The organism is Mycobacterium sp. NGS62, assembly GCF_059812285.1.
This window is the reverse complement of record NZ_JCALCK010000002.1, coordinates 1-15,019: the sequence shown is the minus strand read 5'-3', so window position 1 is coordinate 15,019 and position 15,019 is coordinate 1. Positions and strand designations below refer to the sequence as shown.

At 65.2% G+C, this 15,019-nt stretch carries 8 protein-coding genes and 6 pseudogenes; 7 read left to right on the top strand and 7 right to left on the bottom strand.

The annotated features are described in order from the left end of the window. Window positions 1–117: 117 nt before the first annotated feature. Window positions 118–561, bottom strand: coding sequence for a cation transporter dimerization domain-containing protein (locus AC5Y49_RS04825; RefSeq protein ID WP_499884674.1), 444 nt, complete (start codon window positions 559–561; stop codon window positions 118–120). Between the two features lie 400 nt (window positions 562–961). On the opposite strand from AC5Y49_RS04825, the gene AC5Y49_RS04820 reads away from it, so the two are divergent. Further along, entirely contained in the window at window positions 962–1,582 is a 621-nt protein-coding gene (locus AC5Y49_RS04820; RefSeq protein ID WP_499886225.1) for a cation efflux transmembrane domain-containing protein, read from the top strand. A gap of 179 nt (window positions 1,583–1,761) precedes the next feature. On the opposite strand, the gene AC5Y49_RS04815 is transcribed toward AC5Y49_RS04820, so the two are convergent. The 3 genes from AC5Y49_RS04815 to AC5Y49_RS04805 are packed head-to-tail and all read right to left on the bottom strand — an operon-like array spanning window position 1,762 to window position 4,922. After that, entirely contained in the window at window positions 1,762–2,352 is a 591-nt protein-coding gene (locus AC5Y49_RS04815) for a class I SAM-dependent methyltransferase (RefSeq protein ID WP_499886224.1), read from the bottom strand. Between the two features lie 24 nt (window positions 2,353–2,376). Further along, entirely contained in the window at window positions 2,377–4,629 is a 2,253-nt protein-coding gene (ctpC, locus tag AC5Y49_RS04810; RefSeq protein WP_499884673.1) for a manganese-exporting P-type ATPase CtpC, read from the bottom strand. Window positions 4,630–4,637: 8 nt separating this feature from the next. Further along, the gene (locus AC5Y49_RS04805) at window positions 4,638–4,922 is read right to left on the bottom strand and encodes a DUF1490 family protein (RefSeq protein WP_499884672.1); all 285 of its coding nucleotides are present in this window, start codon (window positions 4,920–4,922) and stop codon (window positions 4,638–4,640) included. Between the two features lie 678 nt (window positions 4,923–5,600). Here AC5Y49_RS04805 and AC5Y49_RS04800 point away from each other — a divergent pair. Then, entirely contained in the window at window positions 5,601–6,218 is a 618-nt protein-coding gene (locus AC5Y49_RS04800; RefSeq protein WP_499884671.1) for an LmeA family phospholipid-binding protein, read from the top strand. Between the two features lie 1,181 nt (window positions 6,219–7,399). Here the strand turns inward: AC5Y49_RS04800 and AC5Y49_RS04795 are convergent. Beyond that, a pseudogene (locus AC5Y49_RS04795) lies at window positions 7,400–7,657 on the bottom strand (ATP-binding protein); the annotation flags it as partial. Between the two features lie 20 nt (window positions 7,658–7,677). Here AC5Y49_RS04795 and AC5Y49_RS04790 point away from each other — a divergent pair. After that, window positions 7,678–7,950, top strand: a pseudogene (locus tag AC5Y49_RS04790) (ATP-binding protein); the annotation flags it as partial. 345 nt (window positions 7,951–8,295) lie between these two features. On the opposite strand, the pseudogene AC5Y49_RS04785 reads toward AC5Y49_RS04790, so the two are convergent. After that, window positions 8,296–9,568, bottom strand: a pseudogene (locus tag AC5Y49_RS04785) (IS1380 family transposase); the annotation flags it as partial. 75 nt (window positions 9,569–9,643) lie between these two features. Between AC5Y49_RS04785 and AC5Y49_RS04780 the strand changes: the two are divergent. Beyond that, window positions 9,644–11,085 (top strand): annotated as a pseudogene (locus AC5Y49_RS04780) (IS1380 family transposase). 121 nt (window positions 11,086–11,206) lie between these two features. Here the strand turns inward: AC5Y49_RS04780 and AC5Y49_RS04775 are convergent. Then, window positions 11,207–11,356, bottom strand: a pseudogene (locus tag AC5Y49_RS04775) (IS1380 family transposase); the annotation flags it as partial. A gap of 311 nt (window positions 11,357–11,667) precedes the next feature. On the opposite strand from AC5Y49_RS04775, the pseudogene AC5Y49_RS04770 reads away from it, so the two are divergent. The 3 genes and pseudogenes from AC5Y49_RS04770 to AC5Y49_RS04760 form a co-directional block, all read left to right on the top strand. Next, window positions 11,668–11,818 (top strand): annotated as a pseudogene (locus AC5Y49_RS04770) (transposase); the annotation flags it as partial. 118 nt (window positions 11,819–11,936) lie between these two features. Further along, a complete protein-coding gene (locus tag AC5Y49_RS04765; RefSeq protein WP_499884670.1) occupies window positions 11,937–12,896 on the top strand; it encodes a cation diffusion facilitator family transporter in 960 nt (319 codons plus the stop codon). A gap of 446 nt (window positions 12,897–13,342) precedes the next feature. Then, window positions 13,343–14,962: a helix-turn-helix domain-containing protein gene (locus tag AC5Y49_RS04760; RefSeq protein WP_499884669.1), complete on the top strand. Its 1,620-nt coding sequence runs from the start codon at window positions 13,343–13,345 to the stop codon at window positions 14,960–14,962. Window positions 14,963–15,019: the final 57 nt, after the last annotated feature.

The window sequence follows — 15,019 nt, the reverse complement described above, 5'->3', positions numbered from 1 at the left end:
CAAGGATGCTAGGTACCTGCTCGACTCGCCGGTCCGGGCCGTGCTATGCCGCCATCGAGGTGACGCCAGGCAGGGCACACGGCTACGGCGGATTGCCGGAATCACACCGGTCGGATATCAGGGGTGCTGCACTTGTCCATGCGGTTCGGCGCAGTGACCGTCGCGCACGTGGCCTTCGGGGACGGCGGGGTGGACTTGCAGGGTTGTGCGCTCAATCCCAAACTCGTTGTGCAACATCGTTTGCGCTCCTGAGCGCACCGCGTGGCAGGCGGCGTCGTCGCCGACGAGCATGTGGGCGGTCAGCGGCGCCTGGCCGGAGGTGATTTCCGAAACGTGCAGATCCTGCACCTCGACCATCTGCGGGACGGTCGCCAGCCATGCGCCGATCTTGGCCGTCAACGCCGCGACGGCCAAAGCGGCGATCGCGTCGGCGCGGGCGAAGCCGGTCACCCACACCACCAGACGATCGGCACCGCCAGCGCCCTCATTATGCGGGCGATCCTGGGCCGGGCCGGCGGTCGGCTGCTCACGCGATAGTGGCAACGACGGGCGGGTCGTCACGAGTGCAGGCCAGTTAGGTCCTAATATGGTGACGGTGGCCGCCGTCGAGTGCGGGCTCACCAGCACATACACCTACCTTTATGCTCACTGCCGCGCGCTGTTGAGCTAGTCAGACCGGTGAAGTCGTCACAAATCAAGACAAGAACGAAATGAGTGAAAAGTTGACCGTGAAAGCGATGATCGCCTGTCGCCCGTTACCGCATCTTCGCCGAGCGGCGATAATGACCTCCGCTGATGCGGTGAGCCCGGCGAAGCCGGGACCTGCGGTGGTGTCGTGTTCGCCGTGCGGCCTGGACGGTTTTGCAATGGAACCGGCGTCGTGACCGCCTCCGGCCCCGTCGACCATCCCGCCGAGCTCGTCGACGACGTCTGCGGAGCAGAACACGGTCACGCTCATGCGATGCTGGTTGCACGCGATGCTGGTTGGCGCCGGGCTGCTCGCTGGGCGCGGCTGCTGGCCTGGATCAGCCTGGCGTTCGTGGCCGTCCAGGGCGTGGTAGGACTGTGGCAGGGGTTGGCGGCCGGGTCGATTGCCCTGACCGGCTGGGCGCTGGGTAGTGTGCCCGAGGGGTTGGCCGGCGCGGTGGTGATTTGGCGCTTCACGGGCTCGCGGATGCTGTCCGAGACCGCCGAGCGGCGGGCTCAGATCCTGGTGGCGGTGTCGTTTTGGCTGATGGCCCCGTATATCGCCGCTGAATCGGTCCAGAGCCTGTCGGGGGAGCACCAGCCCGAGACCAGTGTCATCGGCATCGTGTTGGCTGTGGTCGAGTTGCTGGCGATGGCGGTGCTGGGTCGCGCGCAGCGTCGGCTCGGCGCGCGGTTGGCATCGTCGGCCACCGCGGGTGAGGGCGCCCAGAACTATTTGTGCGCCGTGCAGGCCGCCGCGGTGTTGGTCGGTCTCGCGGTTACCGCCAACTGGTCGAGTGGTTGGTGGCTGGACCCGGTGATCGGGTTGGGGATCGCCGGCGTCTCAGTCTGGCAGGGCTTTCGGTCCTGGCGCGGCGAAGACTGCGGCTGCTGAACCGCGGTCAAACGTCTCAGCCCAGACTATGCTCTCACACGAACTTTTTACTGTTGCTGAATTTTGTGTTCAAACATGATTCGCCGAACCCAAGCTGTCGCGGCGTCGTTCGCCTTCGCCGACGGAGCCACGTCCGCGCCCGGGCACGTCAGCATGGGTGTGTTCGCAACAGGCGGCACTCACGACATGCCGAGCCGCCTGAACCGAACGATGTCGTGCCAGATCGTTCCGTGGGTGTCGAGGAAACCGAAATTCCCGGCCTCGACGAGCCCCCGCAGTTCCGGCACGCTCAGGCGGTCAGGGTCGGGGAAGCGTTCGAGTAACACGAGCAAGCCGCCGGGCTTCAAAACCCGGCCCAGGCAGCGGATGCACGCGGCCTTATCGGGCACTTCGCCGAGCACCGAGGCTAGGAGCGCGACGTCGAAAGTTCTGTCCGGGAACGGAAGTCCGGCGCTTGCGTCGCCGGTATGGAAACCCACATTCGGTTGCCCGGTTCGGGCGAGTTTGCGTCGTACCTTGGCGAGCATTTCGGGCTGGACGTCCAGCAACTCCATTCGGCCACTGGTCAGCCGACGAGCGACCTCCACGCTGAAGAATCCCGGCCCCGGCCCGATTTCCAAGACATGTTCGGAACCAGTGAGCGTGAGGCTGTCGACGACGTGCGCGGGATTGGATAGCAGTCGGCGGATCGGGTTTTCCAAGACGAACGCGAACTGATGCGGGAAGGCGGATGTTCCTGCCCGGCGGGCTTGCTTTGTGAAAGTGTCCAACCACGTTGTCGGCACCGAGGCTCCTCACTGTGCGATTTCAGCCACGGTGGTCTCCGCTATCACGCCCTGTGAGGCTGGCGCCGTGTCTGTTTGGACGGTGTCGGCGGAGTTGGTCCGTGGTTGCCCGTTGGTGAGGCGGTAGCGGATCAGCCGGGAGCTGTTGGTGACGACGGCCACCGAGGAGGCGTTGTGCAGGATCGCGGCCAGCACCGGGGACAGCGCGCCGCCGGCGCCCATGAGCAGCCCGATCGAGTTGACCGCGATGGACATACCGTAGTTCTGCCGGATCACTTCGACTGCGCGGGCGCCCAGGTCGGGTACGTCGAGCAGGCGCTGCAGGTTGTCGTTGGCCAGCGCGATGTCGGCGGTCTCGACGGCGACGTCGGTGCCGGCCAGGCCCATGGCGATGCCGATGTCGGCGGTGGCCAGCGCCGGGGCGTCGTTGACGCCGTCGCCGACCATCCCGACCACGTAACCTTCGTCTTGAAGTTGGCGTACCACTTGGAGTTTGTCCTCGGGTAGCACCTCGGCGCGCCATTCATCGATACCGAGCTCACGGGCGACCACCTCGGCGGTTTCGGGATGATCGCCGGTGAGCATGACGATCCTACGGATTCCGTTGGCGCGCAACTTCGTCAGCACCTCGGGTGCGTCGGGCCGGACCTCGTCGCGCAGACTGATCAACCCCACCAGTTTGCCATCGACCGCCAGCAGCAGCGGGGTCTCGGCCTGGCCGCGCAGCCGCGATACCCACTCGGTGGCCTTCTTGGACACCGTGACTTTTTCGCTACGCAGTAGCGACGGGCTGCCCAGCAGCAGAACCCGGCCATCAGCCCAGGTCCGCATGCCCAGGCCCACCAGCACCTCGCATTGCTCGTGCGGCGGAATCATGATGTGGCGTTCCTCGGTGGAGCGGATCACCGCCTCGGCCAGCGGATGACGGGAGTGGATTTCCGAGCTGGCCGCATAGGCGAGTACCTCTTCGGGTTGCCAGTCTTTGTGCAGGGCGACGACATTCGTGACGACGGGGCGCCCGACGGTCAGGGTTCCGGTTTTGTCGAATACGATGGCGTCGACCCGGCCGGCCTGTTCGAGATGCGAGCCGCCTTTTATCAGAATGCCGCGGCGCGCCCCGTTGCCGATCGCGGCGCTGATCGCGGTCGGGGTGGACAACCCCACCGCGCACGGGCAGGCGATCAGCAACATGGTCATCGCGCGCCGAACATCACCGGTGAGCGCCAGCGTGAGCGCGGACACGATGAACGATATCGGCACAAAGCGCCGCGAGAAGTTCTCGCCCACGGTTTGGATAGGCGCCCGGTCAAGCTGAGCTTCTTCCACGCGGCTGATGATGCGCCCGATGGTGGTGTCGTTGCCCACCGCGGCCGCGCGCACCACCAACCGTCCGCGCACCACCACCGAACCCCCGTGCACCGCCGACCCGACGACCATGCTGACCGGCAGCGTTTCGCCGGTGATGGCGGACTGGTCGACTGCCGCCTCACCGTCGATGACCTCACCGTCGACCGGGATCGCCACGTGATCGTGGATCACCACCTCATCGCCGATCTGCAGGGTATCGATCGGCACCTGCACTTCGGTGCCATCGGCCAGCCGGACCCAGGCCGTGTCCGCGGTGCCCCGCAGCAGATCCGAGATGGCGCGGCGGGTGCGCCGCAGCGTCAGATCCTGCAGGTACTCGCCGATGTTGAGCAGCCACAACACGGTCAGCGCCACCACGTTCTCCCGCAGCACCAGGCTGGCCACCGTAGCCACCGTCACCAACGTGTCCGTGCCCGCGCGGCCTGAACGCAGCGAGCGCAGCGCACCGCGGAAGAACGGATATCCCATGAAGATCGTCGCGCCGGTGGCCACCAGCTGACCACTGGGACCCAGCAGCGGTGGCCGTCGGAAACCGTAGCGGCGCACCCCGAGCAGGAACAGCGCGACCCCCCCGATCACCAGCCGCAGCACCTCGGTGTTACGCACGTCCGACGAGCGTGGTGTGCGCGCCGGGATCAGCTCGGCGGCCACATGCTGGGCCGCCGAGATCGCCGCCATGATCGCCGAACGATCGCAGCGTTTCGGTGAGTACCACACCACCACCGATCCGGTGTGGGGATAAGCGTGCACCGTGCGCACACCGGTCTCGCGGCCCACCGCCTCCTCGACCGCCACGGCGCGCCGCGGATTCGCACGCACCCACGGAACCTGCACTCGCATCCGTCCGGCCGCGTCCGAGAGGACCACCAAGTCAGCGTCGTTGGTACCAGTCATGTCAGCGATCAGTGGTCGTGGTCGTGGACCTCGGCGGCCGCGGCCGGCGGAGGCGCCTCCTCGCCGATACGCTCGCGGGCCTCGGCGACCACGTCGGCCACCTTCAGTCGGGTCGACTCCGCGGCCACTTCTGCGCGCCGCGTTCCCCGCAGACTCAACTCCGCGGCCGCCACCGTGGCCCGCCGAACCGGCTTGGTGCCCACCGCTTTACGCAGCACCTCAAACGCGCTCACCCCAACTAGCCCGGTGAACACCGTGCTGGCTGCCTTGACCAAAAGCCCATGCGGAAGCATTACTACCCCAATCTCCTTTTTTGTTCTGCCGCCGGTGTCGAGCGCCCATCCGGCCCTCATCGATATAGAAACATCAGCATATCGCAATATCAGAATAAATCCAAGATGGCCTGGTTCCCGCTGCTCGACTGGGGGTAGCGCGGTTGCGGTGATGAAGGCGGAGGATGCTTTGCAATCTCACACGAGCGGGCGGCACGTGCCGAGACTGCGAAGACGGTAAGCCTAGAGTCGGCAGGCTTGACGTGGGGCCCCACGCAAGGGGGTCGCGCTGTTTAGGTTGTTCGGGCACACCCGCACGGGTGACGAATGCGCCAGGACCGCCGCCCGGCGACCGGTCAAGATGGAGTCGCCCGGCTGGTCCGGTTCTTCCTGCCCGGCCCGGCAGGATGCCATCGGCATCTCCAACTCGCCGGATTCCTGCGGGCGGTCCGGTGCTGCCGCGACCTGCGCAGCCGATCCCGTGTGGCCGCGGGCCCGTGCCGCCGACCGCAGGGCCTGCGCCCGGCCAGTCGGCGACAACGACCACGCCAGCACCGGCGTCCCCGAAGCGGCGCATCGTTCGCGGGCGCGAGACCATCGTTTTGATCGTAGCGACCGGGCTGGCGCTGGTGGTCGCCGGCCTGGTCGGCGCCGAGTTCTACGCCCGGCACTACGCGGCCGGCGTGATGGCTGACGCGGGTGCAGTGCGAGGTCGAAGACAGCGCCAGCGTGTCTTTCAGCGCGGCGCCCCCGGTGTGGCAATACCTCACCAGCCACTACACGGACATCTCCGTGCAGACCGCGGGCAATCAGGTGCGCAGCGCCAAAGGCATGCAGGTCAGCATCGCCATCCAGAACATCCGGGTGAACAAGACTGGCGACGCCAAGGGCACCATCGGCGCGCTGAACGGCAGCATCGCCTGGTCGGCGGATGGCATCAAGCAGTCGATTCAGGATGCCATCCCGATGATTGGCGAGCTGGTGACCAGCAAAGTGGAAACCAACCCCGCCGGCGGCACCGTCAGTTTGAAGGGTCTGCTAAACAGCGCCACAGTCAAACCACAGATCGTCGACAACGGGCTGTCGCTGCAGGTGGTCGACCTGAAGGCGTTAGGCTCTGACATGTCCACGCAGTCGGTGCAACAGCACCTCGACGACCTCACCTCCAAAACCACCAAAAACTACCCGTTGGGCATCCGCGCCGACAGCGTGAAGGTGACCGAAAGCGGGGTGCAGGCCACGTTCTCCACGCGCAACGCCACCATCCCAGCCTCCTCGCAATCGCAGTCCGGTCAAGACTGCTTCAGCAAGCTCTAACACACCGCGAGCTACCCCAAACCGCTGAGGACCACGCACCTCGGGTTGACGCGATCGAATCAGTCCGATCATCTGTTGTGTTTGCGGGCTGCGACTGGTCATCGCAACCTCTCACGGGCCGGTACCGCATTAAACCCTGGCTCTGTCCGACACTCAAGGGATGCTTGACAAGATTGTGTGAATCCTGTGTTAAGGAAGGTGTGCGGTGAGGGGACGCCTGTGGCCCTGCTAACCGTCCAGGTACTGACACAGCGCTACGCAGAGGCCAGCCGCTTGGGCGGGATAGATCTTGTGACCGCGATTTGCCATCACCGGCTCTCTCGCAGGTTGGAACGTCCGCGCGGGCAGCGTCGTGGGCGGCCGGTGCCGTACCTAACGAGCCTGCCCAAATAGTTGCGGACCGCCGGTGTCGCAAACCTATGCAATACTGGCGACTGTCGACCACGAGAGGGACGCTGCGATGATCGCCGCCCATCGACCTGGCCGCCGCCAATTTCGACGAAAACTGGTGCCGGAATCGCCGAGGCGACAGCTGATCTGCACCAGCTCGTCAGTGATTGCGCGGATCCGGCCGACCGAACCGCACCGCGGCACGCCATGGCCGGTCCACGCGCCGGCAACACCCCGGTCCATACGGGTGTCGCTGCTCTCGAAATGGCTCGCCGCTATCGCTAAATCGCTAGACGAGAAGGGAGAAAACGTTGCCGACGCTGCAGGACTAATCCGCAACGGCCATGTCGAGTCACTCGCAGCCGTCAAGAATTTCGTGCGTGGCACGGTTTCGTCTCTGCCGGGGATGCCGTCCAACCCTGACAATGCGCCGTCATCCTCTTGGCCGCGGATGCGCCGAGGCGCCGAGCGGTGTTGAATCACCCACACGCACACCGGGCTGTGGCAAAATCGTCGGCCCGGGCGGGCTGAATCGCAACCCCGTGTGAACCGTGTGGAAGCTGTGGCCCGTCGGCGCGAACGGCGTGTTGTGATCATCGGGCTGCTCGACCACTACGGCATCGAGCTGGCGGGGGCGGCACGAGGTGGTAGTCGGGTGTCAATGGCCATTTGAAATTGCCCACTGGTGGCCACGAGGACTGCCCGTTGGTGGCCATTAAGAACTGCCCGGTGGCGGACACGGATCTGCCCGTGATGAGGTTGTCGGCCACTGGTGGTTCTTGGGTTGGTTCGGTCAAGGCTTTGACCCCCTGTCCTTGCAGTGCCTGGGTCAGCCGGACGGCATCACCGCTGGTCTGACGCAGGTGGGCGTGGTGCAGCAGCCGGTCGACGGTGGCGGTGGCCAGCGTCTTGGGCATCAGCTCGTCGAATCCGCTCGGATGCAGATTTGATGACATCGTCACCGATTTGCGCTCGTAGGCTGCTTCTACGACGCGGTAGAGGCCTTCGGCGGCGTCGGTGCCCACCGGCAGCAGTCTGACGTCGTCGATCTATGCCGAGGTCGGCATAGATCGATGACCTCGCGTTGCACCGGCTCGAAACCACCGAGACCAATGACTTCTACGAAATCATCGTGGAACGCCACCGCACCGCCTCAACGATCATCACCAGCAACCGCGAACCCCCAGAGATTCTCACCATGATGGCCGACCCACTGCTCACGCAGTCGGCGATGGACCGCCTCCAATCCGCGGCCTACGAACTCGTCGTCGAGGGCGAGTCCTACCGGCAACGCCAGAAACCCCGCCCCGGAACGCCGGTCAATTCGGACCAGCCGAATTGACCGGCAGCCATCTCGTCAGTCACCATCACAACGGCCAGTAACCAGAAACAACCGGTCCCATGCTCATGGCAAAACGGTGGTCCCATCACCCTGGCAAGCGACACAACCACATACACGACCGGTGGACACCAGCACATTTTCGTCCACCACGGCGGAGCGAATCCCCTCAGAAGCTAGCCTCGATTTTTCGTACGGCTGGTGTTGATGGTGTGCGGGGGCGGCCAGAGCGTGTTGAGCCGGTGTGGGCGGGTCGAGCCGCGTTGGGGTGGTCCCGTGTCGCCGGGTGGGGCGGGCTTTCCCAGGGCCTGTGGTTCTTTCGTGTTGGTTGGTCACGGGAGGTTGGTGTCAGTCGAAGGCGGTGCGGATGGTCTGCCAGGCGGTCGCGATGATCGCCGCCCAGCGCCAGGTGGCGTCGATACGCAGCCGCACCTGTCGTGCTCCGCGGGTGATTCGGGCGGCCACGTGTAGGACCCGGTAGCGGAAGGTGGAGATCTCGGCGCGGCCGAGTTCGGGATGGGCGGCGAAGCCGAGGAGCCGAGTCCAGGTGACCAGATCGGTGGCTGCCAGGACGATTTCCAGCCAGGCGGCGTTGGCGTCAAAGGAGTGACACGGCAGATTGCGCAGGCCGGTGTTCTTGAGTTCGCGGATGCGGTCCTCGACGCGGGCGTGCTGACGGTGGCGCAACTCCAGACCGGCGACTTGTCCGGGCACCACACCGGTGGGGGTGTCGGTGATGAACGCGGTGACCCGCATGCCGTCGGCGTCGGTGAACCGCAACTGTGCACCGGGGTGGGGTCTTTCCTTGCGCAGGATCAACCTGGTGCCGGCCGGCCAGGTGGACAGATTGACCAGGTCGGTGGCCTCGGCGACCCACGCGCCGTCGCGGATACCGCCGTCGGTGTCGATCGCCGGATACCAGGCGTCGCCGAGGTTGAGGGTGTCCACGGCGTCTTGCACCCGCCAATCCACGAGATACCCGAACGAGAACCCCACCCGGCGGTGCGGCAGGCCGTGGCGAAATCATGGGTGGCCCCGGCAGTGTCGCAGCGCATCAACACCCTGGGTGCCTCCGGATCGCCGCCACGACCGGGATCGGGCCGCCACGCCGGCGGCAGGGATGCCAGGGCTTGGTCCAGGACGGCGATGTGGTCGGCGGCGGTGTTGGACCCGGCGCGGCCGCTGCGCAGCAGCCCGGCCAGCGCCTCACCCCGGCGATTGCCGGGCGATCCAGAAACGCCAGCAGCGGATGGTGTCCGAAGGACTTCTTCCAGGTCGGCGTTGCCAGTTCCTTGTTGTCGGAGTGATCGATCACCAGGGTGGCGTCGATGTCGACATGCAACCACTCACCAGTGGCGGGCGCCGCCCCCGCTGCCCACGCCGCCGCTCTGGCGACGCCTTGGGCCGCACGGATTCTGGGTCGGTGAGCGGTGTCGATGCGCTCGTCGACCAGCCGCCACATCGTGGTGGTCGAGGCCTTCGCCCCAAGAACGTGCTCACGGTCGCCGCAGAGTTGTCCGACGCCGTCGATGCAGTCCGCGCCGTCGGCGACCGCGGCCGCCAGATCCGCGAACACCTCTCCGGGCGCGTACACCCACGGGCCGCGGTAGGTGTCCGCTAAACCTCGATCCATGGATTGACCTGCTGTTGTGTGAGTGTCGGAACGAGGAAAGTGCCCTCTGAGCTGGGATGATTGGTGTTCTCAGGCAACAATCGAGTCCAGTTCGGAAAGGCACGACAAGTTTCGCATAGGTTTGCCGCGGAGTCCGCGGTGTTCGACGATGACTATCTCGTGTCGTGCGCCGGGCTGGTCCCGGTGATGGGGTTGGCCGAGCAGACCGGCCTACGGCGACTGCTCGCCGACAAGGTCCACATCAGCGTGCCGCGGATCAAGTCCGGGGCGGCGAACCCGGCGCCCAAGCTGGCCACCGTGGTCGCCGGGATGTGCGCTGGCGCCGACTGCATCGACGATATCGACCTGATCCGATCGGGCGGGATGAAGACCCTCTTCAAGGGGGTGTATGCACCTTCGACGGTCGGAACGTTGTTGCGGGAGTTCACCTTCGGACATGCCCGCCAGTTGGAGTCGGTGCTGCGTGAGCATCTCGTGGCGTTGTGTGAGCGGGTCGAGCTGCTGCCTGGTGCCGATGAGCGGGTGTTCGTCGATATCGATTCGCTACTGCGCCCGACCTACGGGCACGCCAAACAGGGCGCCTCCTACGGGCACACCAAGATCGCCGGCAAGCAGATCCTGCGCAGGGACTCTCGCCGCTGGCCACCACGATCAGCGCCCCGGGCGCCGCGGCGGTGATCGCCGGGATGCGTTTGCGCGCCGGCAAAACCAACTCCGGTAAAGGCGCCGGGCGGATGGTCGCCCAAGCGATCGCCACCGCCCGCGCCGCAGGCGTGAGTGGGCAGATCCTGGTGCGCGGGGACTCGGCCTACGGCAACCGCAAGGTGGTGCGGGCGTGTGTGGGCACAGGAGCCCAGTTTTCCCTGGTGATGACCCGCAACGCCGCGGTGGACCGGGCAATCAACGCCATCGACGACACGGCGTGGACCCCGGTGTCCTACCCCGGCGCAGTCCGCGACCCCGACACCGGCGCCTGGATCTCCGATGCCGAAGTCGCCGAAATCCCCTACACCGCTTTCGCATCCACCAAGGACCGGATCACCGCCCGCCTGGTCGTGCGCAGGGTCAAGGACGCCTGGTACCCCGACGCACTGTTCCCGGTGTGGCGATATCACCCGTTCTTCACCAACACCAATGCCCCCGTCGCCGACGCTGACATCACCCACCGTCAACACGCCATCATCGAAACCGTGTTCGCCGACCTGATCGACGGGCCGCTGGCCCACATCCCCTCGGGACGCTTCGGGGCGAACTCCGCCTGGGTGCTGTGCGCCGCGATCTCCTACAACCTGCTACGCGCCGCCGGCGTGCTCGCCGGAGACCAGCACACCAGGGCACGCGGATCCACGCTGCGACGCAAAATCGTCAACGTTCCAGCCCGACTGGCCCGACCGCAACGCCGACCAGTCCTGCACCTGCCCAGCCACTGGCCCTGGTCCACACATTGGCTTGCACTGTGGCACAACACCATCGGTTACAGTCCACCCTTACCTATGACCGCTTGACCACCCCGCCGACAAGGCCCGACCGGAGCACACAGGAAATGCTGGGTAGACCAGCAGAACCTTCACGTCACAATGCCGCACAATCAAGATCAAAGACCGCGCACCAATTCATCAAGGCCCGTCGGTGGATCGAGGCTAAAGCAACGGTGACCTGCGCCGATAACCCCGTGCGGTCGGCGAGTTCGCGCACCATGGCCATCCCGGCATGCGACACGACACCCTGACGGTCGGCCGACACTTTCACCCGCGACCCGACCGCGATAGTCTTCACCTGCGAGGCGCCTTCCCGTCAGCGATATCGAACCCTGGAGAAGTCCGATTATTCCTTGCAGGACAGGCACTTTCGTGTACCTACACCCCCAAAACTCACTACATCTCGCGAAAAATTCGGGCTAGCAGAACCCTACCCATCCGCATCGAATGTCACTGATAACTACCGAACATCGAGGTCGCGTTGCTATATGGCCGTAAGGTCGACAATGCTATCGGCCTACACCGACATGCAGTTAAATTAATGGACGCCGACGCCCCTGCCGCGCTGACTTGGCGAAAGCGGCGCGGCGCGTCCAACCGCTGCAATTGTATCGGCACCGGGATCTCGACACCCGCGCCGCCAGGCGCGATGTGGCGATTCCCAAGCGGCGGTCCGGCCAGCCATTTCCCGGACTGGCTTGCCGAGTGGCGCAAGCACGCAGGGCTGGCGCTCACCACCGTGGGCACGACCTGCGATCTGCGGCCGCCACTGGCAATATGGCGAGTGAACTGCGCCAACATGGTGAAGGCGACGAAACCCTCAGCTCGCCGGCGCGAAACATGTAGTGGTCATTTAGCTAAACGCGGGAGACATCCAGATGAGCTCATCCAGCAAGCGCGATAACACTGTGGGGCCCGCAGCCAGCCAGCCCGATCGCGACGGGCACGCGCATGGCCCGCGCATCGGGAGCGCCGGTGAACGCCATCAAAAACCGTTGATGATCGCATTTGCATTGACCGCCACCTATGCCATTGTGGAGGTCATCGGCGGTATTGTCACCGGGTCCCTGGCGCTGATCAGCGACGCTGCCCACATGGGTACCGATGTGCTCGGACTCGGGCTCGCCTTGTCCGCGATCTACATGGCGAAGCGGCCGGCCGCAGACCAGCGCACCTATGGCACATACCGGTTGGAAGTGCTGGCCGCGATCATCAACGGGCTGCTGCTATTCGGCGTCGCCTTCTACATCCTCTACGAGGCAGTGCGGCGCTTCGCGGCGCCCCCAGAGGTACTGGGTGTGCCGATGTTGATCGTCGCCACGGTCGGACTGGCGGTCAACGTCATTTCGTTCCGGCTGCTCACCGCCGGCGCCAAGGAGAGCCTGAACGTCAAGGGCGCCTACCTCGAGGTGCTCTCAGACATGCTCGGGTCGATCGGGGTCGTCGTCGGGGCCATCGTGATTGCGGTCACCGGATTCCGCTACATCGACGCCATCGTCGCCGCGGCTATCGGCCTGTTCATCCTGCCCCGCACCTGGCAACTCATGCGTCAGGCGCTGCGCATCATCATGGAGGTCGCACCTCCCGGAGTCGACGTCAACGGCGCCGCCCGTGACCTGACCGCGCTTCCAGGCGTCCGTGAGGTCCACGACCTGCACATCTGGACGGTCACCAGCGGCATGGAGGCCGCCACCGCGCACGTGGTGATCACCGATGGCGCCAACTGGCACGCCGTGCTGGACTCAAGCCGCCAACTCCTTGCCGAACGCTACGGGGTCACCCATTCCACAATCGAGGTCGAGCCTGCCGGCCACGTCGAACAATCCGCCGGCTTCTGACCGCAGCGAGCAAACGGGCGTCCGAAGCGAAGCCGCGACACCAACGTGGGCACGCCGGGACGGCGCTGACCGACACCTTGCATCTGTCGTGAACCAAGCTCGCGCGACGCGACATCCACCCGCGCCAACTCGTCGGGCAACACCAACAGCTCGGCCGGCAAGATCGCGTCCCACAACGTCGGCTGATCATTTACAGTTCTCAACACGACGGCCTCGATCCCTTCTAGCCCAAGGGGTGGCCATCTTCTGTGCTCAGCGCCATCCAACCGCGGATCAACGCGCCGACTTTTTCAGGTCGAAGTAGCTAATGAGGCCGGCCTCGGACCGTCGAGGCGGTGGTCGGGTTGGTTGGTTCGGGTGCGGTGATGCGGTTGTTGCGCTGGCGGTCCGACACCGGCCCTGAACGCGGCTGGTCAGGTCCGTATGTTGGGGCCACGCTTGGGGGCATGGCTGCAACGGTAACGGTCAACGATGTGCTCGATGGGCATGTGCAGTTGGATATCGAATGTCTGGATCGGATCTATTTCAACGGCTATGTGCCGAACCTGCAGGTGGGTGGTCAGGTGGTGTCGTTTATGACTACGCATTTGGGCTATCCGATCCCGTCGCCGGCGATCATGGACAAGATCGGTACTTCATTCCGCAACGCGGTGGAGCGTTTCGCTGCCGATAACGCGATCCCGGTACTGCGGTTTTCCAAAGATGACCGCAAGATCGACGTGATGCGGCCGTATCTGGCCGCCCAGGCGCGTACCGGCCGGTCCGGGGTGGCCGCGATCGGGACCGCTCAGGAGTTCCAGAATGTGTTCGCTGCAGCGCAACGCACCGGCGATAACGGCGTTCCGTGGTTTTCGTTTTTCAAGGCCGACCGGCGGGTCTCGTGTTTTTACTTTTATGTCTGGGACGCCGATTTCGGCCCCGGGTTCATCAAGGTGTGCGCTTACTTTCCGTACCCGGTCAAGGTGTGGCTCAACGGCCACGAATGGGCCAAACGCCAGGCCGCCGCCGCGGGTGTTGAGTTCACCGAACTGTCCAACGGGTTCGCCACCTGCGCCGATCCCGCCGCGTTGCAGGCTATCTGCGATCGGCTCGGTCCCGGCGCCATCGAGGTGTTTTTCCAGCGGTGGATGAGCCGGTTGCCGCTGCCGTTAACCGACGCGGACCGCGACGCGGGGTACTGGTGGGAGCTCTCCATACGTCAGATCGAGGTGTCGCGGACCCTGGTGTTCGACGCGCCTCGACGGGCGCGGGCGTTTTTCGAGGCGTTGGTGACCGACAACCTCGATCTGGGCCGCCACGACAGCGTGGAGCTGATCTTCACCGGCCGCAACGAACGCCGCGGTCGGCCCCCGAAGATCGCGCCGGTCTACAAGACCAGGATCGTTACCTACGGCACCGAGGTCAGCATCAATGCGTTCTACAAGCATTCGCGCATCAAACAGTATTTGAAAGACGGGCGGGCGCTGCGCGTCGAGGCCGTCATCAACTCACCCGATGACCTGGGCTGTCACCGACGCCTGCGATTCCTTGATGAACTGCAGGCCAAAGCGCGTGACGTCAACCGCCGACTGCTCGATACTGAACGAGTCGGCCAGAGCTGTGTCCTTGCGAGCCCAGCCTTTGAGCGGGTCGCGCTGCCCACGCTCACCCCGGACGGCAGGAGGGCCCCGGCCCTGCGGTTCGGCGACCCTCGGGTCATGGCCCTGGTCGGCGCCCTGTGTATCACGCTCAACGCCGTGGTCGGATTCACCAATCGGAGCCTGCGTGCCCAGGTGACCGCCCTGCTCGCCACCAGATACACCGTCAACCAGATGAGCTACGACCTGGCCCGGCTGCGCCGCAACGGGCTCATCGAACGCCTCCCGCACACCAACACCTACGTGCTAACCGACCAGGGACTACGGGTGGCGATCTTCTACACCAAAGTCCACGACCGGCTGCTGCGCCCCCTGCTCGCCGCCGACCAACCACCCGCACCACCAGAACTCCGAAAAGCCTTGCACACCATCGATACTCATGTAGTACAGTACATCGACGCCGCCAGACTGCCACTCAAAGCAGCCTGAAAACTCAAGACAAGTCCATGAGTTCTAGGGACCAAGGGCCCCTAGGGACCAAGGGCC